Source organism: Pseudomonas sp. Pdm06 (assembly GCF_014851795.1).
Taxonomy (GTDB): Bacteria; Pseudomonadota; Gammaproteobacteria; order Pseudomonadales; family Pseudomonadaceae; genus Aquipseudomonas; species Aquipseudomonas fluorescens_AA.
The window spans coordinates 18,102-41,036 of sequence record NZ_JACVAH010000014.1 but is presented as its reverse complement, the minus strand read 5'-3'; the positions used below and the strand labels follow the sequence as shown (position 1 = coordinate 41,036).

Below are 22,935 nucleotides of genomic sequence, written 5' to 3'. Positions count from 1 at the left end.
CGAGCTTGCTCGCGATGACGTCGGAACAGTCAATCACCGCAAACTGATCTACCGCTATCGCGAGCAAGCTCGCTCCCACAGGGAATTAGTGGTTGTTCACAGGCGTCGCCGTCAGGGAATCAACATCTGCACCTGCCCCGGCACGACGATCTTGATCACCCCGGCCCAGGAGCACATCAAGGTGCTGTTGGCGTCGATGGCCGGCATGTTGCCCAGCAACAGGGTCGGTGCGCCGCCGGGGATCCATGGCGCCGCAGTGGCCGGGATGCAGGGCATGGGAGTCAGCACGCCCAGGGCCGCCGCGGTGGCGGCGGCCACGGTGGGGTTCGCCAGGCTCATGCACATGCCGAAGGTGGTGATGTTCACCAGCGGGATGTGATCCATGATGTTCGCCGCCGGCATCCCGCCGGTCAGCAAGCGATTGACCGGCAGCACATTGAGCACCGCCGGGGCTGCGCCGAAGCTGCATTGCAGGGTCGCGGTGCTACAGACTTGCGGGCATCCCATCGCGGTGGCTCCTTTGACAGCGACTCCCCGAACCATAGCCCGCCCGCTTCCGACGCGCACGCCGCCATGCATCAAGCCCGCTGATTATCCGGCAACACGCTAACCTATAAGACCCTGGCGTGCTTGTGACGCCTCCCACGCGCCATTAGATTAGCCAATGATCGATGGCCTCCAAAATAAGCAGAAGGGATAAGCATGGCGTTTACTGATCAGTCCACCCGCGTGCGCGACGGTGAAGAACTCGATGCCAACCTGATCGACCCGTACCTCAAGGCCCACATTCCCGGCCTGACCGGCCTGCCACGGATCAGCCAGTTTCCCGGTGGCGCGTCGAACCTGACCTACCTGCTGGAATACCCCGACCAGGAATTCGTCCTGCGTCGGCCGCCGTTCGGCCACAAGGCCAAGTCCGCCCACGACATGGGCCGTGAGTTCCGCATCCTCAACCAACTGCGCGAAGCGTTCCCGTACTGCCCCAAAGCCTATGTGCATTGCACTGACGAGTCGGTGATGGGCGCCGAGTTCTACGTGATGGAACGGGTCAAGGGCATCATCCTGCGCTCCGACCTGCCGCCGGAGCTGGGTTTCGACGCCGCCCGCACCGAAGCGTTGTGCAAGAGCTTCATCGACCGGCTCGTCGAACTGCACCGCGTCGACTACACCGCTTGCGGCCTGGCCGACCTGGGCAAGCCCGAAGGCTACGTGGCCCGGCAGATCCGTGGCTGGAGCGACCGCTACGAAAAAGCCCTGACCCCCGATGCGCCGAAATGGGAGGCAGTCAAGGCCTGGCTCAACGACAAGATGCCCGCTGACCATCCGACGTCGAGCATCGTCCACAACGACTACCGCTTCGACAATGTCATCCTCGACCCAGAGAACCCGATGCAGATCATCGGTGTGCTGGACTGGGAATTGACCACGATCGGCGATCCATTGATGGACCTGGGCAACAGCCTCGCCTACTGGATCGAGGCGGACGACCCGGCGCCGGTGCAACTGATGCGCCGCCAGCCGAGCCACGCCCCCGGCATGCTGACCCGCCGCGAATTCGTCGATTACTACGCCGAGCGCGCCGGGATCCGCATCGACAACTTCGACTTCTACTACACCTACGGCCTGTTCCGCCTGGCCGGGATCGTCCAGCAGATCTACTACCGCTTCTTCCACGGCCAGACCCAGGACAAACGCTTCGCGCAGTTCGTTCAGATGAACAAACTGCTGGAGCAGATGAGCCTGCAGGTCATCGGTAAATCCACGCTCTGAGCGCCCCATCACAAGGAAACAGCATGTCCAAGACCCAGTTGTTCGACCTCGACGGTAAAATCGCCTTCGTTTCCGGCGCCAGCCGCGGCATCGGCGAAGCCATCGCCAAACTGCTGGCCCAGCAAGGCGCCCATGTGATCGTGTCCAGCCGCAAGCTCGACGGTTGCCAACACGTGGCCGACGCGATCATCGCCGCCGGCGGCAAGGCCACCGCCATCGCCTGCCACATCGGGGAAATGGAGCAGATCAGCCAGGTGTTCGCCGGTATCCGCGAACAGTTCGGGCGCCTGGACATCCTGGTGAACAACGCCGCCACCAACCCGCAATTCTGCAACGTCCTGGACACCGACCTGGGTGCGTTCCAGAAAACCGTGGACGTGAACATCCGCGGCTATTTCTTCATGTCGGTGGAAGCCGGCAAGCTGATGCGCGAAAACGGCGGCGGCAGCATCATCAACGTGGCGTCGATCAACGGCATCTCGCCGGGGATCTTCCAGGGCATCTATTCGGTGACCAAGGCCGCGGTGATCAACATGACCAAGGTCTTCGCCAAGGAATGCGCGCAGTTCGGCATCCGCTGCAACGCCCTGCTGCCGGGCCTGACCGACACCAAGTTCGCCTCGGCGCTGGTCAAGAACGACGCCATCCTGAAAACCGCCCTGGCCCAGATCCCCCTCAAGCGCGTGGCCGACCCGAGCGAAATGGCCGGCGCGGTGCTGTACCTGGCCAGCGATGCATCGAGCTACACCACGGGTGTGGCGTTGAATGTGGATGGTGGGTTCCTGTCCTGATAGCGAGCGCCATGGAAGACCTGTGAGAAACCCTGTGGGAGCGAACTTGCTCGCGATGGCGGTGTGTCAGCCAAGATCTTTTTCACTGACACGCCGCCATCGCGAGCAAGCTCGCTCCCACAAGGGGTCCTCTGCGATCGCGTAAATGAATATTTATTCCAACATTTGCAATTTGAGAATATTTATTCCATAAAGAGCCCTTCTGAAAATAACAATTCAAAGGGCTCTTTCTCATGCGTGAACTCGGCATCGGTCTGATTGGCACCGGCTTCATGGGCCGTGCCCATGCCTTGGCGTTCCACAATGCCAAGGCGGTGTTCGACCTCCCCCTGAACCTGACACTCGCGGCCCTGGCCGACGCCGATCCGCAGCGTGCCCGGCAGTGCGCCCAAAGCTGGGGGTTCGAGACGGCCCACAGTGACTGGCAACAGCTGATCGACGACCCCAAGGTCAACCTGATCGCCATCACCACCCCCAACCACCTGCACTTCCCCATGGCCATGGCGGCGTTGGCGGCGGGCAAGCCGGTCTATTGTGAAAAGCCCCTGGCGGTTTCCCTGGAGCAGGCCGAGCAGATGCGCCAGGCGGCCAAGGCCGCTGGGGTGGTGACGCGGGTCGGCTACAACTACCAGCACAACCCGATCATCCAACTGGCGCGGGACATGATCCAACGCGGCGAACTGGGGCAGATCATCAGCTTCCAGGGTGAGTTCAGCGAAGACTTCATGGCCGATCCCGCTTCGCCGTGGTCATGGCGTTGCGAAGCGAGCCACGCCGGTGGCGCACTGGCCGACCTGGGCAGCCACTTGCTGGCCATGGCCCGGCACTTGTTGGGCGATGTCGAGGCCGTGTGCGCCGACAGCCAGACCGTGCATCACCAACGCCCTGCCAGCGCCGGCAATGCCGAACAACGGGCCATCGCGGTGGACGACCACGTCCACGGGCTGCTGCGCTTCGCCAATGGCGCCCGGGGCACGGTGAGCAGCAGTTGGCTCAAGCATGGCTACAAGAATCATCTGAGTTTCGAGATCAGCGGCACCCTCGGCACATTGGCCTTCGATCAGGAACGGCTCAATGAACTGCGCCTGTGTCGCGCCGGCCAGCCAGGTTTCCAACGCCTGCTGGCCGGCCCGGACCTGCCCGGCTATGCCGCATTCAGCCCCGCCGCCGGGCACCAGTTGGGGTACAACGAATTGAAGACGTTGGAGGTGCAGGAACTGATCATGGCCCTCGCTGGCGAAGGCGGCAGCGGCACGGACTTCGACGAGGCCTGGGAAGTGGAACGGCTGGCGGCAGCGATTCGGATGGCGGCGCGGGAGCAGCGCTGGGTCAAGGTCAGCGAGCTGTAACCGCTCACCTCAGTGAACACTTTTGTGGCGAGGGAGCTTGCTCCCGCTGGCTGTGTAGGAGCTGTGTAGGAGCTGTCGAGTGAAACGAGGCTGCGATCTTTCCCAAGACACTTGAATCTCAAGCAAAAGATCAAAAGATCGCAGCCTTCGGCAGCTCCTACCGCAACCCAGCGGGAGCAAGCTCCCTCGCCACAAAAGCATGTTCCCCAAGGGTAGAGAGTAAGTCTGTGGTGAGATATGCCCCCTCCCACCATTTTCTTATTTCATTAACGACTAGAGAACTGTCAGCTCTGACAGTAGATACCCCCTCAGATTCGCGCCAAATTAGCTCCCTGCACACCCGCACAGAGCCTGGCGATGGATCAACCGGAACGCTTGAGCATCACCCCTCCTTCGTTGCCAAAAGGCGGCGGAGCCATCCAGAGCATCGGCAGCGGCTGGGGCGAAGTGGGTTCCACCGGCAAGGCGTCCTTCGACTTGCCGCTGCCGATTTCTCCAGGACGCGGTTTCGCCCCTGCCCTGCGGCTCGGTTACGGCAGCAGCGTGGGCAACAGCCTGTTCGGAATCGGCTGGGTGCTGTCGCTGGGCTGCGTCGCACGGCGGATCAGCAAGGGAGTACCGGCCTACACCGACGACGATGTCATGTTGGGCCCCGACGGCACGGTGTGGATGCCAGAGCGCGATGATGACGCCGAGATCATTCGCCGGCCTGTCGACACGTATCAAGGTCTGGACCTGGGCACGGTCTATCAGGTCGCGCGTTATTTTCCGCGTATCGAGGGTGCTTTCGAACGTATCGAACACTGGCGGTCAGCGGATGACTACCCAGGGTTCTGGTTGATTCACGGGGCCGATGGCAGCCTGCATCTGTATGGTTTCAACGCTTCGTCACGCAGCACCGACCTCGAAGACGCCCTGCGTGTCGGCGAGTGGCTGCTGGAAGAAAGCCTGAACGCCCATGGCGAACACATTCTCTATGAATACGCGGGCGAAGATCATGCGGGCATGCCCGCCGATACGCCGCGGGACTTTCGCGCCCAGTGTTACCTGAGCCGTGTGCGCTATGGCAATGCCGAAGCGAACGCGCACCTTTATCATTGGGCGCCGCCCCAACTCGAACGAGCCCAGTGGCACTTCGACCTGATCTTCGATTATGGCGAACGCGACACCGGGTTGACGGACATCCCCGCCTACGAACCAACGGATACGTGGCCGGTACGCAGCGATGCTTTCGCCACCTACGGCTATGGTTTCCTGCTGGGCAACCTGCGTCTGTGCCGGCAAGTGTTGATGTTCCACCATTTCGCTGAACTGGGCAGCGAACCACGGCTGGTGCAACGCTTGCTGCTGGAGTACCACACCACCGAACTGGGCTATAACCTGCTGTCTGCCGCGCATCAACAAGGCTACGACGAACAAGGGCACATCGAGTCGCGCCCACCGGTGGCGTTCAGCTACGCGGCGTTTTCCACCGAAGATGCCGGGTACCAGGAATTCGATGCCATGCCTGGCCTCAACGACGGCCAGCAATACCAATTGGTCGACCTGTATGGCGAGGGTATTCCCGGTGTGCTCTATCGCAGCGACAAGGCTTGGTACTACCGCGAGCCGCTGCGCGCCCAGGCGCCCCAAGCACCGGATGAGGTGAGCTACGACGCGTGGAAACGCTTGGACGCCATCCCGGTCATGGACAGCCGCAAACCGGTGCGCCAGTCGTTGATGGACCTCACCGGTGATGGCCGGCTGGATTGGATCATGGCGCAACCCGGCGTGAGTGGCTTTTTCACCCTCAACCCGGATCGCCACTGGTCGAAGTTCGTCACCTTTGGTGCCTTCCCCGTGGAGTTCTTCCATCCACAAAGCCAACTGGCCGACCTGATGGGCGGTGGATTGTCCGACCTGGCCTTGATCGGCCCACGCAGTGTGCGGTTGTACGCCAATCGTCGAAATGAAGGCTTCGCGGCGGGCAAGGACGTCGCGCATTTCGTCGAAACGGCCCCCGACGATCGCCTGCCCCTGTTGAGCCAGGCGCAGACCGAATTGGTGGCGTTCAGTGATGTGTTGGGCACGGGCCAACAGCATCTGGTGCGCATTCGCCACAACGAAATCGTCTGCTGGCCCAACCGCGGCCACGGTCGTTTCGACCCAGGCTTCCGGCTCGGGAACCTGCCTTACACCTACAAGTCCTTCGATGCCTCGCGGGTACTGCTTGCCGATCTGGACGGTTCCGGCGCCGCTGACCTGATCTACCTCACCAGCGAACACGTCGAAATCTTCATGAACCGCACCGGCATGGGGTTCGAGACCACCCCACGGATCCTGCCCTGGCCCCCGGGCGTGCGTTATGACCGTCTGTGCCAGGTCAGCGCCGCCGATTTGCAAGGCCTCGGCTGTTCCAGCCTGGTGCTGACCGTACCGCACATGAAGCCCCGGCACTGGCGCTGCGACTTTGTCCAGGCCAAGCCCTATCTGCTGCACCGCACGAACAACAATATGGGCGCGGCAGGCGAAGTGTTCTACCGCAGCTCAGCCCAGGAATGGCTCGATGAAAAACAGGCACTGCTGGCGGCGAACCTGGCAGTCGCCAGCTATGTACCGTTTCCGATGCCCGTGTCCGTCCGGCAGATCCAACTGGATGAAATCACCGGCAATCAGTTGACCCAGTGCTTTGAATACCGACAGGGTTTTTACGACGGGCAGGAACGCGAATTCCGCGGCTTTGGCCTGGTGCTGCAAATCGACAGCGAAACCACCGGCGACGAACAGCGCCCGGTCGGCTTTACCGCGCCGGTGCTGCGCAAAAGCTGGTTCCATACCGGGCGCACGCCCGACCTCCCGGGGCTGGACTATGACCGTTCGGACAGCGCGGCCCAGCCCCTGGGCCTGGCCTTGCTACTGGCACCCCAAGGTGACGCACCGGACGAGATCATCGGCAACGCCAATGACGAAACCCGCCACGACATGGCCTACGCCCTGGCCGGCGTGTTGCTGCGGGTCGAGGTATTCGGCCTAGACGCCGCCGACCCGTTGCAGGCCCGGCCCTATTCGGTGCAGCAATCGCGCTATGCCGTACGCCTGTGGCAAGGGCGGGACGACTACCAGCCGTACTGTCGGATGCAACCGCTGGAACTGGAGTCCATCGTCTACACCTACGAGCGCCAGCCGGACGACCCGCTGTGCCAGCACCACATCAACCTGGCCTGGGATCGTTATGGCGCGCTCACCCACGAAGTGACGGTCGACTATGCCCGACGCAAAACTATCGACGACACGCCACCGTTCGACGACGCCCATGAACAAACCTGGTGGCGTGCCGCCCACGATGACGCGCAGCGTTTCTACTACCTGAATGAACACCGCGCCCAGTTCATTCACCTGGACGATCAGCAAGCCGTTCGCCTGGGCTTGCCCTACCTGTCCCGGAACAACGTGTTGGTGCTGTCGAAGACGGTGCTGCGGCCGCAAGACATTTCCCATGAGGCGCTGTTCGACCGTCTCAATGCCCCGCCCGGAGGAGAATTCCAGCGAGGGCTGGCCCACTTGTCCGAACAGCGCTATCAACACGCCGGCCAGACCTTGCCGGCGGGACAGGCCAGCTTCGAGGCCTTGGCCGACTACCTTGAATCCGCCGAGCTGGATGAGACGGCACTACAGTCGTATGCGTCAGTGCTCAGCCCCGAGGAGCTGGCGGACAAACTCCCCGGGCTCGGTTATCGCCCCATGGCCGCCGTGTTGCCGGCGGAACCGGACCGGGTGTTGTGGTCGACGCGCAAGGGGTTCATGACCTATGCCGGACCGGAGGGGTTCTACCGACCGATCAGCGCCCGGCCCACTGAAAGCCAGGGGCCGACGGACATTGTTTTCGATCCCTATTACTGCCTGCCACTCAGCGTCACCACGGCTGACGGGTGCACCACCCGCGTGGCCGAAGTCGACTACCGGTTCCTGCTACCCCGGCGCATCGTCGATCCGAACCAGAACATTCAGGAGGCCCGCTATGACGGTTTTGGCGAGCTGTCGGCCAGCAGCTTCCATGGCACCGAGCGCGGCATCGAGGTCGGTTTCGACCCAATAGACGAGTACCAGCCGATTATCCGTTTGCCGACCGCAGCCATTGCCGACCCCGACGCCGCCCTGCAAGGCGCGGCCAGCGCCTGTTTTCGCGATGCCTTCAGTTGGGTGCAGCGCCGTGAGCCGGTACACGCCGCCGTCTTGCAAGCCGACCGCTATCCGCAACCGCCGGACAATCCCGAACGCAAGATCCGTATCGCCGTGCAGTGCTGGGATGGCTTTGGCCGGAGTCTACAGAGCAAACAGAAGGTCGAGCCAGGTACGGCCTATCAGATCGCGGAGGACGGCAGCCTGGTGCTGGACGACGACCAACCGGTGAGCGCGCCGGCCGCCGAGCGGTGGCGGGTCAGCGAACGGGTCGAGTACAACAACAAAGGTCTGGCGGTGCGCATCTACCGACCGTATTTCGCCGACGGCTATCGCTACATCAACGATGAATCGTTTCGCCGATTCGGCCATTGCGACCAGCAGTTCTATGACCCGCTGGGTAGACCGACCTTGACGGTCACGGCCATGGGGTATTGGCGGCGGCAGCGGTATCTAGGTTGGTATGGGATTGGCGAAGACGAGAATGACACCTTGTTCGACAGAGAGCTGAGCGATGAGTGAGTCCAATCCGTTATTGAGCCATCTCGTTGAGGCCGCCGAGGCACCTGCGGATGGGACGAAGGAAGAGAAAGTCGATTTCGTCACGGCGATGGAACGCCTCGATATCCAATCGGTGTTTGATATCGTCCGGCAACCCAAGGGACTTTTTTGCCAACGCCTGGCCAAGTTCAGTGATGCCGATGGCGAACTGGCCTATGACAATGCCTTGTGCTACGCGGTACAAATTGCCCGTTTGTACCGCGAAAAACAGGTGACTTCCGACAGCGCTCGTCCCGCGTCCAAACGCACAGGGGTTCGCGCCCTGGTGGATATCGGCCCCAGCTATCCCAACTTGTTCAAGGAGCGTTGGGACGAGTTCTGCAAAGTCGGTGCACTGGCGGCGGTGGATTCTCCGGTGGCTTACCTGAGTGCCCTCTATCGCCTGGCAACGACGTCATTGGAGGAGGAGAACACGGGCGACGCGTCGAAGAAGATTCGTTTGGATGTTCGCCGGCCCGATATCAAGACCTTGTTGATCGACCAGCAAGCGACCTTCAAGCCCCTGCCGATGCTGGATATTGCCAACACGGTCCTGAGTCAGGGGATCGAGCGTTATCTGTCCGGTACGCCTTCCGCAGGGACGCCGCTTCACCGTTTGTTTGCCGCGAAGTATTACCCCTTCAGTTTTCCGTACACCCATGCTCATCACCAGTGCCAGTTGGGGTTGTCCCAGAAAAAACTGATGCTGGGTGAGATCAACTATTTAATCAGTCCACAACTGCCCGTCACGGGCGGCAACAATTACGGCCGAGGGCAGCAACACCCCACGGTCGCGCAACAGCTGTTAGCTGGGCTGAGCGTCGAGCAATATGGCGCGTTGACTCGATCTACGCCGTTCAGCACTTTTTACATTTCGCACTCGCAACTGGTCGAAGGCTGGCAGGGACCAAGCATTTCCAACCTGAATCTATTTGAAGCCCGCTCGACCAGTTACCTGTTGCCCCAGCAAGAGGTGATCAAGCGTGCAGAACCCGAAGCGCATGAAATTGCGACTTCGGGAGGGTCCATGAGCACTCAGGTGACGCTTGCTTTCAGCAAATCTGGCGGGGCCGACAAAGACATCGTATTGAGCTTTGGCGTTCGCCGGGTCACAGAAAATACAAATTATGCGATCAACCGTTACTCCCCGGCCAAGGGTCAACCAGCATGCACGCATATTCAATATCTACCGGCTGATAATGCAGGTGCCTCGCTGCAAGTAAGTCCCGGTTATCAAGTGACCTTCGATATGCTCGTGGCGACGTTAGGTGTTGATAGCAGTACCCAACTTCTTGAAAAACAGCGCTTCACCCTGGCACTCGATGAAGCTTACGTGTTGACCGGGCCAGAGCAGGAATTCTTTCGTACCTACTACGGCATGGAAGTGATGACGCAGAACACGGCGCCCCTGTCGAACCTGACCACGTTCATGGCCAGAACCGGTTTGAATGCCGAGCAGGTCGAGGCCCTACTTTCCCAGCGCAGCCAGCGTCCTCGGCTATCGGCCAATTGCCCGTCCCTCAACCCTTTGGTAAACGGCGGGCAGTTCAATCCTCCCTATCCGCACGCGTCACATTACGGGGCCTGTTATGTGAATGGCGTGGGCTCCGACAGGTTCGATGCGTCCGCCGAAAACCCGGACTTCGACAGGTTCGATAACTCCATGGGGCTCAAGGAAACCTTTGAGGACGGGCGCAGCGAATGGTCCATCACCAAGACGTCGCTGAACCGTTTCGACCGCCTGCAACGCATGATTCGCCTGCAACTCTGGATGAACATCCCCTTCGCCGAACTGGATACCCTGGTGGTCAGTGCCATTCGCGGCTGCGGTGAAAACAACCTGGAAATGGCGCTCAATGGCGATGTCATGCGTGTTCTGGGCCTATTTCGCTATTTCAGCAGCCACTATCAGATCACCGCTGAAGAGTTCGCGGCGTTTTTCCATCACCTATCCCCCTACGCCACGGGAGAACGGACCCCACTGTTCGACCAGGTATTCAACAGCCCGAGCCTGTTCGATACGCCGTTCGTACTGGACCAGCAAGCATTCGATCTTACCAGCGCAGACCCCGCCGATCAGAAAACCGCCTATCAGCTCTGCGCCGGCCTTGGCGTTCAATTGACTGAAGGTTCTCTGCTGCAACTGGCGAATATCACGATTGCCCATGTCGGTCCTTTGACGCGTTCGTTGGAGACCGTCTCCTCCCTTTACCGCCAGGCCCGTATCGCGCGGATGTTCGATCTGTCGATTGAGGATTACTGTGCCTTGCTGGATTTGCTGGGGGGCGAGGCCTATCGGAAGAATATCGCCACGGGCCGGTTCCGCTTGGGCGGCGGCGCGCCGGATATCGCCGATATATTGATGCACATGGACTGGGCTGTTACCTGGCTCAGGGACACTAAACGCAAGGTCGGTGATGTGCGGCGCCTGCTGGGCCGAGACCCGTATGAGTTTCTCCCGCTACAAACGTTGTCGGAACGTTTGAATCGATTGGCGGCCGAGTTGACGCCAGCGCTCGTCAGCCCATCGGAGCTGGATCGGTTGAGCCTTCCGGTAAAAGACGACCAGAACGCGGACATCGCCTGGCGCGCCTTACTCAGAACCCGATTGCTCGACGATCAGGGGCTGGTGACCGGTGGCTATCCCTACCCAGAGACTTTGGAGGACACAACGGCCCAGATGATCGACCGTACTCTGGCGCAAGTACTCCAGCCTCTGCATTTATCAAATGACGTCAAGACAAGCATTCAGGCGAAGCTCGGCGAGTGCCTGGTCAATGGCTACGCACGACAATTGCAGCTGCTTGAAGGCCTGCTGCAAGATACCCTGGGCTTGCCCATGGCCCTGGCGGAGAGTGTTATCCGATGGGGCAATGACACGACTCATGGCTTGCTGTCCGCGGTGCTCGAAATGCCGAGCCAGGGCCTGAGCACCAGCCTGACCGAGCGTTTTCAGTCTCTACTGCGCCGTGTCGTCGTCGCACGGCACCTGGGCATCAGTGAACGCACGTTGCGAACATTCCTCCGTGAACCGGCCTGGCTGGGCCTTGCGGACAACGCATCGCACCTCACTCTCGCCAGCCTCTACTACCTTGAACGCTACGGCCTCTTGCTCGACACCCTGGGCAAATCGGAAGCCGAGTGGCTTGCTTATCTAGCCCTCGCAAACTCTCCCGGCAAGGCTCAGAAAGCCAAAGATCGACCGGCGACAATCAACGATTCAGCCAACACAGCGTTGGCCCAACTACTGGGCTGGCAGCCCGGCGAAGTGAAAACCTTATGCGATACCTTGCCGGATGGTCGTGCGACCCAGTGGCTTCAGATGGAGTGGGTGTACCGCTGCCAACAGGTGTGCCAGACCACGGGGCTTGGTGCCGCCTCCGTACTGCTGTGCGCGGGGGTGAGTTCCTACAGTAGCAGCACCAGTTGGCTCCCTTTGGGCGAAGCCATGATGGCTGCAAGTCGCTGATCAGGAGGTATTCCTAATGACGACGTCCATCGAAAAACAACTAAATGAAGCGTTGCGAGATATTCAAGTGGCTTACTACTTGGATCAGGTTGTGCCCAACGACCCTGTTTTGCAGCAATTAGGCCTCAGCGACAAACTGAAAACCGCCAACGACCTGTACGAGCTTCTACTGCTGGATGTCCAAGTCAGCCAGGAAGTGGAGACCAGCTACGTCGCCTCGGCCATTGCCAGCCTGCAGCAATACATCAACGGCGTGCTCATGGGCATGGAGCCTGGCTACGAGACCAAAACCCTGGCTGACCACCAGATCGCCGAATGGCGCGACCAGCAATGCCAATACCCGCTCTGGGCAGCAAACCAGCAGTTAGCCTATTACCCTTCGATCTATATCGATCCCAGCTTGCGAATGAAGAAGTCCGGGTATTTCCGCCAACTGGAAAATGATATCAACCAGAACAAGATCCACCTCGACACGACCCAGGAGGCGGTCAAGCACTACCTGGCCAGCTTCGAGGAAGTGGCCAACCTGACCATCGTCAATGGCTATATCACCGATGACGACTTCGCCAACGGCACCTATTACTTCATCGGCAAATCACGAGCGGAGAACCGGTATTACTGGCGCTCGGTGGACATGTCGCAACGCAGTTACGTGAGTGGCACCAACGGGCCCAAACACGACTACCCGCAACCGGGGGCTTGGTCAGACTGGACAAGCGCAGACTTGGGAATTTCCGAGGCTACGGTAGAGAAAACCATCCGCCCGGTGTTTTTCAATAATCGCTTGTTCGTGGTTTGGGTCGATGTGCTGCACCTGGCCGAAAGAACGGAATTCAACAAGAAGCCTCCCGTTGGTAACGCCCCACCCGAAATAGAGACCATCACGTTCAACCGTACCGAGTTGCACCTGAACGTTTCCTATAAGAAATATGACAATTCCTGGAGTGCCCCGCTTTGTTACATCACTGCCACCAGCGAGGCGGATAACTTTCCGCTGGGCGAAGATTTGAACGGGGTGTTGGAGACCATTGCTATCCAGGACACTTCAACGACGCCCGACGCCTTGTTCATTGCGATGTACGCAGGGTATACGCCTAGTACTGAAATTGATGGCAGTAAAGATACATACGCCTTCCTCAAGACGGCCAATATTGACAAGAACTTCAATCGCGAACTTCTGTTTCCGATTGCCGGCAAAGTCAGTTTGAATCAATCGGACCCAGGCCGTAAAAAACCACACGTATTAAAAGTGGCACGAATATTTGCTCATGAGAACAAGAATAAATTTCAATTCAAACTACCGGCATTTCAGATCTCCTTGAAAGAAGTGAAGAACTCATCGCCGCTCCGGACAGAACCTCATTGGAATCATGAAAACCTGCAAAACATTATTGCTGATGTTACCAGCGCCAATGTTACATATGACCGCACAACGTCGGAAGTTGAGATCACTTCGCAAATAACATCTGATTTGACGGGAGAGGAGTTTCGCCTGATTGTTATTCAGTGTATGGATATTGGTACACAGACAGAAAGATTTCGGCTAACCCTGATTATCACTGAAAGGGTTGTAGCTGACGAATTTCAGGTATTGCTGGACGGATCATCCATCATGAGTATTTTTGGCCCTTGGTACTTCAACAAAAACAAGTCATATATATTTAATTCCGGAATCATTGTTTTGCCCATTCCCGAGTCAGGCATTGACTTTTTATGCGATAACAAAAGCGGCGGAGGTGTAACAATTCCGGCTATCGAGAACGGCGCCAAGATAATGTCTCTCGCTGGAAAATATGTTCGAACAAGAGCCATTGAAAAACTTTTTGAAGAGTCAGGTTTGTATCGATTGCAGGTGACAAACCCAGATGACAATGCACCAGACCATGCAATGCTCCAGCAGCGAACCCTCTATTCTGAATTGACGAGGTCGTACTTTCAGCACCAACTTGCACGCCCAAAGTCAATCAGCACTCCCACACCTGCCAATCTGGTAGCTGGATCCGTTTGGTTGGCGAACACCAACTATTCTATGAATCTGCCAGCGCCCAACAATCTAAGTGTCAAGATAAAAATAAATCCGGAAACCTTACTTCCCGACTGGCCGGTGGAATGGCCTGAAAACTCTAAAGTGATTCCATTCAACCACGGTGTCTACATTCGTGATGGCGCAGCTAATGGCCCCTTGCTCGGTGGTGGCAACAAACACTTAACCGTCGAGTTGAAACTGGAGACCACAAGCGGCGATACGTTGAAAGCCCCTGGCATGGGCACGCGTGATAGCCCCACACTGGGCATCGCCGAATTCATAGATTTCACGGGGTCCGACATCGCGTTCAGCGACGGTTCGACCACGGTCGCTCGCCGACCGATCCGCATGAACACCCTGTTCGCCCGTACCCTGGTGGAAAAGGCCAATATCGCGCTGGAAAACTTGTTGTCCTGGGAAACCCAGCAACAGGAAGAACCGCCATTGATGCCACCGACAACCAATAACAAGATGGATTTCAATGGTGCCAACGGCCTGTATTTCTGGGAGTTGTTCCTGCACCTGCCGTTCATGGTGGCCCATCGCATGAACCTCGAGCAGCAGTTCGACGGCAGCGAGTACTGGTTGAGTTTCATTTTCGATACCAGCCGCAAACCTGATAGCAGCGGCCGCCCGGCCTATTGGAATGTGCGCCCGTTGGTGGAGAACGAGAGTCGTGATCTCGATTATGCCTCCCGGGCGCCCCAAGACCCGGATGGCATCGCCAGCAGCAACCCGATCCATTATCGCAAGGCCATCTACAGCTTTTATCTGAAGAATCTGCTCGACCGGGGCGACAGCGCCTACCGGCAACTGACGCCCGACAGCCTGGCCGAAGCGAAACTCTGGTACGTACGGGTGCTGGATCTGCTGGGCCCCCGCCCGGATATCAACCTGATAGACCCTTGGACACCGATCACCCTGCAAACCCTGGCCGCCAGTTCGAGTCAGGGCCTGCGCGACTATGAGCGACGATTGGTGGCCCAGGACCAGGAGCGACGCGAAAGCGCAGAGGCCAACGATGGCGTGTCTCTGGTCTTGTTCAACGAACCACCGCTGGAGTTGCGCACCTTCGCCCCGGATCCAAACGTGCTGAGCGTGGACAGCGAATTCCTGCGTGTACCAATGAACTTCAAGCTGGTGGAACTCTGGGATACCGCCGAGAGCCGACTGCACAACTTGCGTAACAACCGCACCCTGGACGGCAAGCCTTTGCTGCTGCCGTTGTTCGCTGCCCCGCTCGACCCGCGAGCCCTGCTCGCTGCCTTCGGCCAGGGCGGCGGCAGTGGCGGTGTTGGCCGCCTGATCGCCGCAGACACCCCACATTATCGTTTCTCGATCATGCACCGCAGCGCCAGCAGCGCAGTGGACAGCCTGATCCAGTTTGGCCAGACCTTACTGTCATTGATCGAGCGCAAGGAACAGGCGGAGTTCCTGGAGTTGCAGCACCAGCAAGCCTGGGAATTCGCCGAACATGCCATTGTTTTGCAAAAGCAGGCACAGAAGATTGAAACAGAGAGCCGCGAGGCTCTGGAAGCCAGTAAAAAGGTTGTGGAAGGCCGCCGGATTTTCTACAAAGGATTGAGCGAAGAAGTGGTCAGTTCCGGGGAAATCCTGGCCGGCATGGAGCATCTGCAAGGACGTATCCTTGAGGGAGGGGCTGCGTTCTCTGACACTATTGCCGCGGGACTCAAGCTGGTGCCTAGCGGTACTTCGGCGAGCGCGGGGATAGTAGCCGGCACGGCGAATGGTGGAGAGGGCGGTGGCGGTGTCAGCGGAATTGAGAGCAACGGCGTTCCTGAGGCTGTCGCTCATATCGCTCGCGGTGTCGCGGCCCTGAGCCATGCCACCGGCGAAGCGTTGGACCGTGCCGAAGGCTACCGTCGCCGCCACCAGGAATGGATGCAGGCCCGTGATCAGGCGGTACTGGAAATTGCCCAGATAGATGCGCAGCTCAAGGTAATGGACGAGCAGCAGGAGGCCACCCGACTGCAACTGCTGCAGGCCGAAGCAGCGTTGGAACAGGCCCGGGTCAGCTATGCCTTCCTGTCCAAACGCTTCACTACCCCCCAGTTGTATCAATGGCTGATCGGCCAGTTTGCGACGTTCTATTACCAGATGTACGACGCTACCTTGTCTCTGTGCCTGGCCACCCAGGCCAGTTGGCAATACGAGATCGCCGACTTCGTCACCACCTTCATTCACACCGGTGGTTGGAACGACAGCTATCGAGGCTTGGGCGCCGGTGAGTCGTTGAAAGTCAATCTGCTGAGAATGGAGAGCGAGTACCTCAAGCGTCACGAACGCAAGCTGGAAATTACCAAGACCGTTTCGCTACGCGAGCTCAAGGACAAGGATCCGGAATCGACCATCAATCTGTCCTGGGAGGCACTGCAGGACCGTCTGGAGCAAGACGGCAGCGTTGCTTTCGAACTGACCCAGGTGATGTTCGACGACGATTATCCCGGGCACTACCTACGCCGTATCAAGCGCATCGGCGTGTCCCTGCCGTTGCTCGTGGGCCCCTATGAAGATATCCGAGCCGAGCTGACGCAGACTTACAACAAGGTGCAACTGAGTGCGACCGTCGATGGGGTGGTGCGGGAAAACCTGCGCGCCAGCCAGCAGATCGCGCTGTCCAGCGGACTCAGCGATGACGGGATGTTCGCGTTGAACTTCGACGATGAGCGCTACCTGCCGTTCGAGGGTACCGGCGCGGTGTCACGCTGGGCCCTGGTGTTTCCGCGGCCGGACCGACAGCAGGATGCGCTACGGTCCCTGACCGATATCATCGTGCACGTCCAATACACTGCCAAGTCCTAGGTGCTATCGATATAGAGAGTGTCAACCATGACGGTTCTGACGCAGGGCATTCACACTCACACACCGACCCTGACGGTGGCAGACCCGCGTGGCCTCGATGTGCGTTCAGTCACCTACTACCGTGCCGTCGAGACGACAGCCCCCGAAGAGCGAATCAACCGCAGCGCTTATGACGCGATGGGACGCCTGGTTAAACAATGGGACCCCAGACTATGGGCGCTCAAGACAGAAGATGCGGCAACACCGGCGAACCTGAACAACCGCTACTCGCTGTCAGGCAAGGTACTGGGCTCGGTGAGTGTCGATGCCGGTGAGCGGATCAGCTTGTTCGGCGATGCAGATCAGTTAGTGGAAACGTGGGACAGCCGGGAGACTGAACGACGGGTCGAATACGACGATCTGCTGCGCCCACTGGCCATTTACGAACAGGGTAAAGGCGAAGCCGCGCGATGCAGCGAACGTTATGAATACGCGGGTGCCGGGGCCGATTTCGCCGCTCACAACCAATGCGGGCAAGTGATCCGACACGATGATCCGGCGGGCAGCCAGACTCTGGACGAGTACGCTTTAACCGGTGGAATACTTGAACAGACCCAACGCTTTTTGCATGCGCTGGAAGCACCGGATTGGCCGCAGGCGCTACCTGAGCGCGATGCATTGCTGGAGCCGGTGGCCCAGGCGGCAACCAGTGCGGCGCGTTTCAACCCGCTGGGCGATGTGCTGGAGCAGGTGGATGCCAAGGGCAATCGGCAACTGTTCGACTACACCGTCGATGGCCTGTTGTTCGCGAGCCATTTGCAATTGAGCGGTCAGGCAACGCCTCGGACGCTGGTCAGTGAAATCGCCTACAACGCCTATAGCCAGGTCGAACAGGAAACTGCCGGTAACGGTGTGGTCAGCACCCTGACTTACCGTGCCGAGGACGGACGCCTTCTGCGGCTGCACGCCGCGCGCGATGCCGATGCCCCTCTGCAGGATCTTCGCTATGCCTACGACCCGGTGGGCAATGTGCTGAGTATCGAAGATGCTGCCTTGCCAATTCGTTACTTCGCCAACCAACGGGTGGAGCCGATCAACCGCTATGACTATGACAGCCTCTATCAGTTGACCAAGGCAACCGGCTGGGAGGCCGGAAGTGCCAGTCGAGGTCCGGGCTTCAACCGCTTCGACGAGCCGGGCGCAGTCGCCAACTATCAGCAAACTTACCACTACGACGCGGGTGGCAACTTGTTGGAACTGATTCATGTCGGTCCACAAAGTCACAGCCGCAAACTGACAGCCGCTCGTTACAGCAATCGTTGCCTGCCTGACCTGGATGACCGACCACCGACTGAAGAGGAGATTGCCGCCGCGTTCGACGGCAACGGCAACCTATTGGCACTGCAACAGGGGCAAACATTGCGCTGGGATTTGCGTAATCAATTGCACGAGGTGCGCCCGGTGGAACGTGAAAGCGATGATGATGACCGCGAACTGTACTTCTACGGCAGCGACGGAATGCGACGACGCAAGGTCTGCTCCACCCAAACCAATGCCCGTTCGCTGATCTCGGAAGTTCGCTATTTGCCAGGCCTGGAGATTCGCACTCGCCAAGGTACGGGCGAAGTGTTGCAAGTGATCTGCGTACAGGCCGGACGCAGCGCCATGCAGGTGCTGCACTGGGAAACCACACCGCCTGCCGGTATGAGCAACGATCAATACCGCTACAGCCTGACCGACCATCTGGGTTCCAGCAGCCTGGAGCTGGATGGCGAGGCCGGGGTTATCAGCCGGGAAACCTACCATCCCTATGGCAGTACGGCCTGGTTTGCCGGGCGCAGTGAGGTGGAGGCCAGTTACAAGACCGTGCGTTATTCGGGGAAAGAGCGGGATGCGACGGGGCTTTACTATTATGGGTTCAGGTATTACGCGAGTTGGTTGCAGCGGTGGGTTAATCCGGATCCGGCAGAAAGCGTAGACGGGCTCAATCGCTATCGGATGGTATCCAATAATCCACTCGCCCGAGTTGATGTCGAAGGGTTAATGGAGCGGTCCCCCCCTGTTCCTTCTCGGCCCTTAGCAACATTGGCTACTTCACCTGTCGTGCCGTCTCGACCCGGATCAACATTGGGTATTCCACCAGTTGCCCCGCCAAGACCATCCTTTGTTTCAGTAATAACTGCTCCTCAGGAAGAGGCACCTCAATTGTCCAAAGCCACAATGCCTGTTCCAAACGCTGGGGTTGTGCCTGTTAAGAAAATAGACGGTGTTTCCTTCGAGACACCAGAAGCAAGCATGGCGTCGCTGCAAGAAAGAGCCAATAAGCCTCTCCTCGAGCCTTTAAGGCGCTGGACATCGACCCCTAGCATGTTTCTCACATCGCAAGATCAGGGGCGCCCCGGGAGTATCAGCAACTATGATTTGATCGGTTTTCATGGTTCCAAAGCGGAACACAGCGAAAGTCTGATGAGAGGGTTAGATAAGCAATATTTGGGCACTGCCAATGGTTTGGAAAATGGTCCAGGATTCTACATCACCCCTACTTATAATGACGCTGCCGCTTGGTCAAAAACTTCAAGAAACAGCAATCCCACCACACCTAGGGTCTATAGCGTCTATACTGAAAGCGCCAGCGCTTTACAACTAGGCCGAGACTATGTTTTTTCGGCAGAACTGAACTCCGCAAGCGGAATATTCAGAGACTATATAGAAATAAAGATAAATATTTCTGCCTATAAACTGATAGTTATTAGTTACACCAACGTCATAGGTAACGTAGTGCTACCAAGACCTAAAGAGGCACCGTTTTAAAGCTAATGAGGGGTAGGCTGCTGAAGAATGATCGCTCCCGTACGACGGTACGGGAGCGGATCATGCGTTCAAGCCATCAGAAGGTTGCCCTGAATTGTTAATCGAGTGGCCCATCCCAGCGGGAACAAACTCCCTCGCCACGGAGGACCATGTTCAGCCAGAAACCAAGACTTGCAACTCAACCAACCGCCCCGCCAACGCCTTGGCCTGACTCGCCACATCAGTCACGGCAGTACTTTCCCACCACATCCCCCGCAGCGGCGGGCCCATGGCGAACAACCGCTGGGCGGGTTCGCCTCGAGCATCCAGCACCGCACCATCGGCACGGGCGGCGATGCCCAAGGCCAGCGGCCCCGGTTGAATCAGCCCCCGGGCCAGCAACTGTTGCGGCAACGGCCGTGCAACCCGACGCCAGTCATATTCAATGCCACTGGAGTTGATCAGCGCGGCGCCCTGCACCACTTCCAGTCCTGCCTCGCCCCGGCGACGGATGCGAATACCCACTGTGCCCTCGGGAGACGACGCCAACCCTTTGAACGACGCCGCCTGGATCCGCAACCGCCCTTCCCCATGCAAACGCGCCACCAGCTCCGCGCTCAACGGTGGCGAGCGATGGTGATGACTCTCCCACCACGGCCGCACATGCCGCACGAACTGCCGGCGCTGCACATCGCTGGCCTGGTTCCACAAGCGCCCGATATGCGCACGCACGGTGTCCAGCGGCGCTTGCCAATCGATGCCTTGAGCCTGAGCCTGGCGACATTGCTCACGCAGGGCGCGCATCAACTGGCGTGGCGAACGCAGGCTGTGGTCTTCGGCGAGGAAATCCACCCAGGCCGGCGGCTGGCGGCGCACGTGGGGCAACAGCCCATGGCGGGAAAACACTTCGATGGGGCCACGGTGCCCGGCCTGTTCCAGGGACACCACAGCGTCGACCATGGTCAGTCCCGAGCCGATGATCAGCACCGTGGCCTGGGGATCGAGCTGGCGCATCGCGGCCACATCCCAGGGATCCAGGGCTGCGGCATTCAAGCCGCTGGATTCGGTTTGCGGGGTGCGCGCCGCCGGGAACATGCCGGTGGCCAGCACCGCGAAACCGCCCCGCAAGACTTGGCCGTCGGCGAGCGTAACCATCACGGCATCGTCGGCAAGCCGCAGGTCCACAGCCTCCCCGCGCACATGCTCGGCGGTCGAATCGTTTTGTGCGCCCAACTCGCGGGCCTCGGCCAGGCGTTGCTGCACATACAGGCCAAAGATTCCCCGGGGCGGGAACAACTCGCTGATCGGCACGTGCTGCTGATCCGATTCGGGCCAGCCGCCGGCCTCGATGAATGCGGTAAGCCATTGGGTCAGGTCGTCGGCGTTGTCCGGATCGACGCTCATCCGCGCCGCGTTGCCGTTCAAGGTGTGCCCCAGCTCCACGGCACTGTAGGCCTCGCCCCGGCCCAGCTCGCTGCGCGGCTCGACGATCAGCACCTCGCGCCGGCCCGGCAGGCGCAGCAATTGCGCGGCCAGCATGGCACCGCTCAGGCCGCCACCGATAATCAGGATGTCGGCTTCGCGGATGAGGCCACTCCCCTGTCGTTCCAGCGCTGTGTCCATACCGCTCTCCCCAGGAATCAAATCACCACGTTGCGTACGAATCTCGCCGCCACCGGGCCATCGTTGCGATAGGCATGGGGCTGGTTGCTGGCGAACATGAAAAACTCACCGGCGCCAATGCGGCGCTCCTCGCTGCCCAACAGCAGGGTCAGGCAACCCTCGAAGACATAAAGCTGCTCACTCCAACCGTCGGCGTCAGGCTCTGAAGGGTAATGCTCGCCGGGCTCCAGGCGCCATTCCCAAAGCTCGACTTCACGGCTGGCGGTGGCCTTGGCCAGCAATACGGCCTTGCTGCCGGGGATGGTGCCGGCCCAGGCCAGTTCATTGATGCGGCTCGGATCTCGCGCCTCGGGGGCCTGGATCAAGTCGCTGAAGGCCACGTCCAGGGCTTCGGCGACCCGATCAAGCGTCGTCAGGCTGACGTTCTTTTCGCCAGCCTCGATGGCCACCAGCATGCGCCGGCTGACCCCCGACAGCTCGGCCAGCGCCGTCTGGCTGAGCTCGGCGGCATGGCGCAGACGACGGACGTTCTGGCTGACGTGTTGCAGGACGGAGGCCCGCTGGCCGGATTCTTTGTGCACTATATTGCTCATATGGCTGGGTTGCGCATTATACTGCCCACCTTCGGGCGCATTGTGCGTCCCCCTCAAGTGGCGCGCAAGGTCATGGCATCGGTGAACTCTCCTCAAGCTTCCCCCCGTTTCTCCCGGTTCAGCAAGGCCGAATGCGTGCTGGTACTGATCACCATGATCTGGGGTGGGACGTTCTTGCTGGTACAGCACGCCATGACGGTCAGCGGGCCGATGTTTTTCGTCGGCCTGCGCTTCGCGGCCGCCGCCGCGTTCGTCGCACTGTTTTCCTGGCGGCACCTGCGCGACCTGACGCTGTTCGAACTCAAGGCCGGGTGCTTCATCGGCGTGGCAATCATGCTCGGCTACGGTTTGCAGACCGTCGGCCTGCAAACCATTCCCAGCAGCCAGTCGGCGTTCATCACCGCGCTTTACGTGCCCTTCGTGCCCTTGCTGCAATGGCTGGTGCTGGGCCGTCGCCCTGGGCTGATGCCCAGCATCGGCATCATGCTGGCGTTCACCGGCTTGATGCTGGTGTCGGGGCCGGCGGGCGCTTCATTGAATTTCAGCCCCGGTGAAATCGCCACGTTGATCAGCGCCATCGCGATTGCCGCCGAGATCATCCTGATCAGCGCCTATGCCGGCCAGGTCGATGTGCGCCGGGTGACCGTGGTGCAACTGGCGAGCACGGCGGTGCTGGCGTTCCTGATGGTGGTGCCGACCCAGGAAGCGATCCCGGATTTTTCCCTGTTGCTGCTGGTCAGTGCCGTGGGCCTGGGGGCTGCCAGCGCCGCGATCCAGGTGGCGATGAACTGGGCGCAGAAAAGCGTCTCGCCGACCCGCGCCACGCTGATCTATGCCGGCGAACCGGTGTGGGCCGGCATCGCCGGGCGCCTGGCCGGTGAGCGGTTGCCAGCGATTGCCTTGTTCGGCGCGGCGCTGATCGTGGCGGCGGTGATTGTCAGTGAGCTGAAGACCCGCAGCAAAGATGCCATTGCAGCCGATGAATCGCTTGAACGGGAAGGTTGAGGCCGGCCAGCAATCCATT

Annotated in this window: 11 protein-coding genes; 8 read left to right on the top strand and 3 right to left on the bottom strand. The window is 59.6% G+C overall.

Annotated features, from left to right (window positions below; genetic code table 11):
- Positions 1-111: 111 nt before the first annotated feature.
- Entirely contained in the window at positions 112-507 is a 396-nt protein-coding gene (locus tag IB266_RS21540; protein WP_092204865.1) for a DUF4280 domain-containing protein, read from the bottom strand.
- 195 nt (positions 508-702) lie between these two features.
- On the opposite strand from IB266_RS21540, the gene IB266_RS21535 reads away from it, so the two are divergent.
- The 7 genes from IB266_RS21535 (at position 703) to IB266_RS21505 (ending at position 19,716) form a co-directional block, all read left to right on the top strand.
- Entirely contained in the window at positions 703-1,770 is a 1,068-nt protein-coding gene (locus tag IB266_RS21535; RefSeq protein WP_192262346.1) for a phosphotransferase family protein, read from the top strand.
- Between the two features lie 23 nt (positions 1,771-1,793).
- The gene (locus tag IB266_RS21530) at positions 1,794-2,561 is read left to right on the top strand and encodes an SDR family oxidoreductase (RefSeq protein ID WP_003180553.1); all 768 of its coding nucleotides are present in this window, start codon (positions 1,794-1,796) and stop codon (positions 2,559-2,561) included.
- Between the two features lie 233 nt (positions 2,562-2,794).
- Positions 2,795-3,910: a Gfo/Idh/MocA family protein gene (locus IB266_RS21525; protein ID WP_192262345.1), complete on the top strand. Its 1,116-nt coding sequence runs from the start codon at positions 2,795-2,797 to the stop codon at positions 3,908-3,910.
- A 357-nt stretch (positions 3,911-4,267) separates the two neighbouring features.
- Complete coding sequence (locus tag IB266_RS21520; RefSeq protein ID WP_192262344.1) at positions 4,268-8,590, top strand: SpvB/TcaC N-terminal domain-containing protein; 4,323 nt, start codon at positions 4,268-4,270, stop codon at positions 8,588-8,590.
- Positions 8,583-12,077 (top strand): Tc toxin subunit A, encoded by a 3,495-nt coding sequence (locus IB266_RS21515; protein WP_192262343.1) that lies wholly within the window; start codon positions 8,583-8,585, stop codon positions 12,075-12,077. Before IB266_RS21520 ends, IB266_RS21515 begins: the two co-directional genes overlap by 8 nt.
- Positions 12,078-12,093: 16 nt before the next feature.
- Positions 12,094-16,926: a neuraminidase-like domain-containing protein gene (locus IB266_RS21510; protein WP_192262342.1), complete on the top strand. Its 4,833-nt coding sequence runs from the start codon at positions 12,094-12,096 to the stop codon at positions 16,924-16,926.
- Positions 16,927-16,953: 27 nt separating this feature from the next.
- Complete coding sequence (locus IB266_RS21505; RefSeq protein WP_225613615.1) at positions 16,954-19,716, top strand: RHS repeat domain-containing protein; 2,763 nt, start codon at positions 16,954-16,956, stop codon at positions 19,714-19,716.
- A gap of 153 nt (positions 19,717-19,869) precedes the next feature.
- Here the strand turns inward: IB266_RS21505 and IB266_RS21500 are convergent, their stop codons facing one another.
- Both IB266_RS21500 and IB266_RS21495 read right to left on the bottom strand, forming a co-directional pair.
- Positions 19,870-21,318, bottom strand: coding sequence for an FAD/NAD(P)-binding protein (locus IB266_RS21500; RefSeq protein ID WP_192262341.1), 1,449 nt, complete (start codon positions 21,316-21,318; stop codon positions 19,870-19,872).
- A 17-nt stretch (positions 21,319-21,335) separates the two neighbouring features.
- Positions 21,336-21,899 (bottom strand): helix-turn-helix domain-containing protein, encoded by a 564-nt coding sequence (locus tag IB266_RS21495; protein ID WP_060741753.1) that lies wholly within the window; start codon positions 21,897-21,899, stop codon positions 21,336-21,338.
- A 12-nt stretch (positions 21,900-21,911) separates the two neighbouring features.
- Between IB266_RS21495 and IB266_RS21490 the strand changes: the two genes are divergently transcribed.
- Entirely contained in the window at positions 21,912-22,916 is a 1,005-nt protein-coding gene (locus tag IB266_RS21490; protein WP_177431720.1) for a DMT family transporter, read from the top strand.
- The last annotated feature ends 19 nt before the right edge of the window (positions 22,917-22,935 follow it).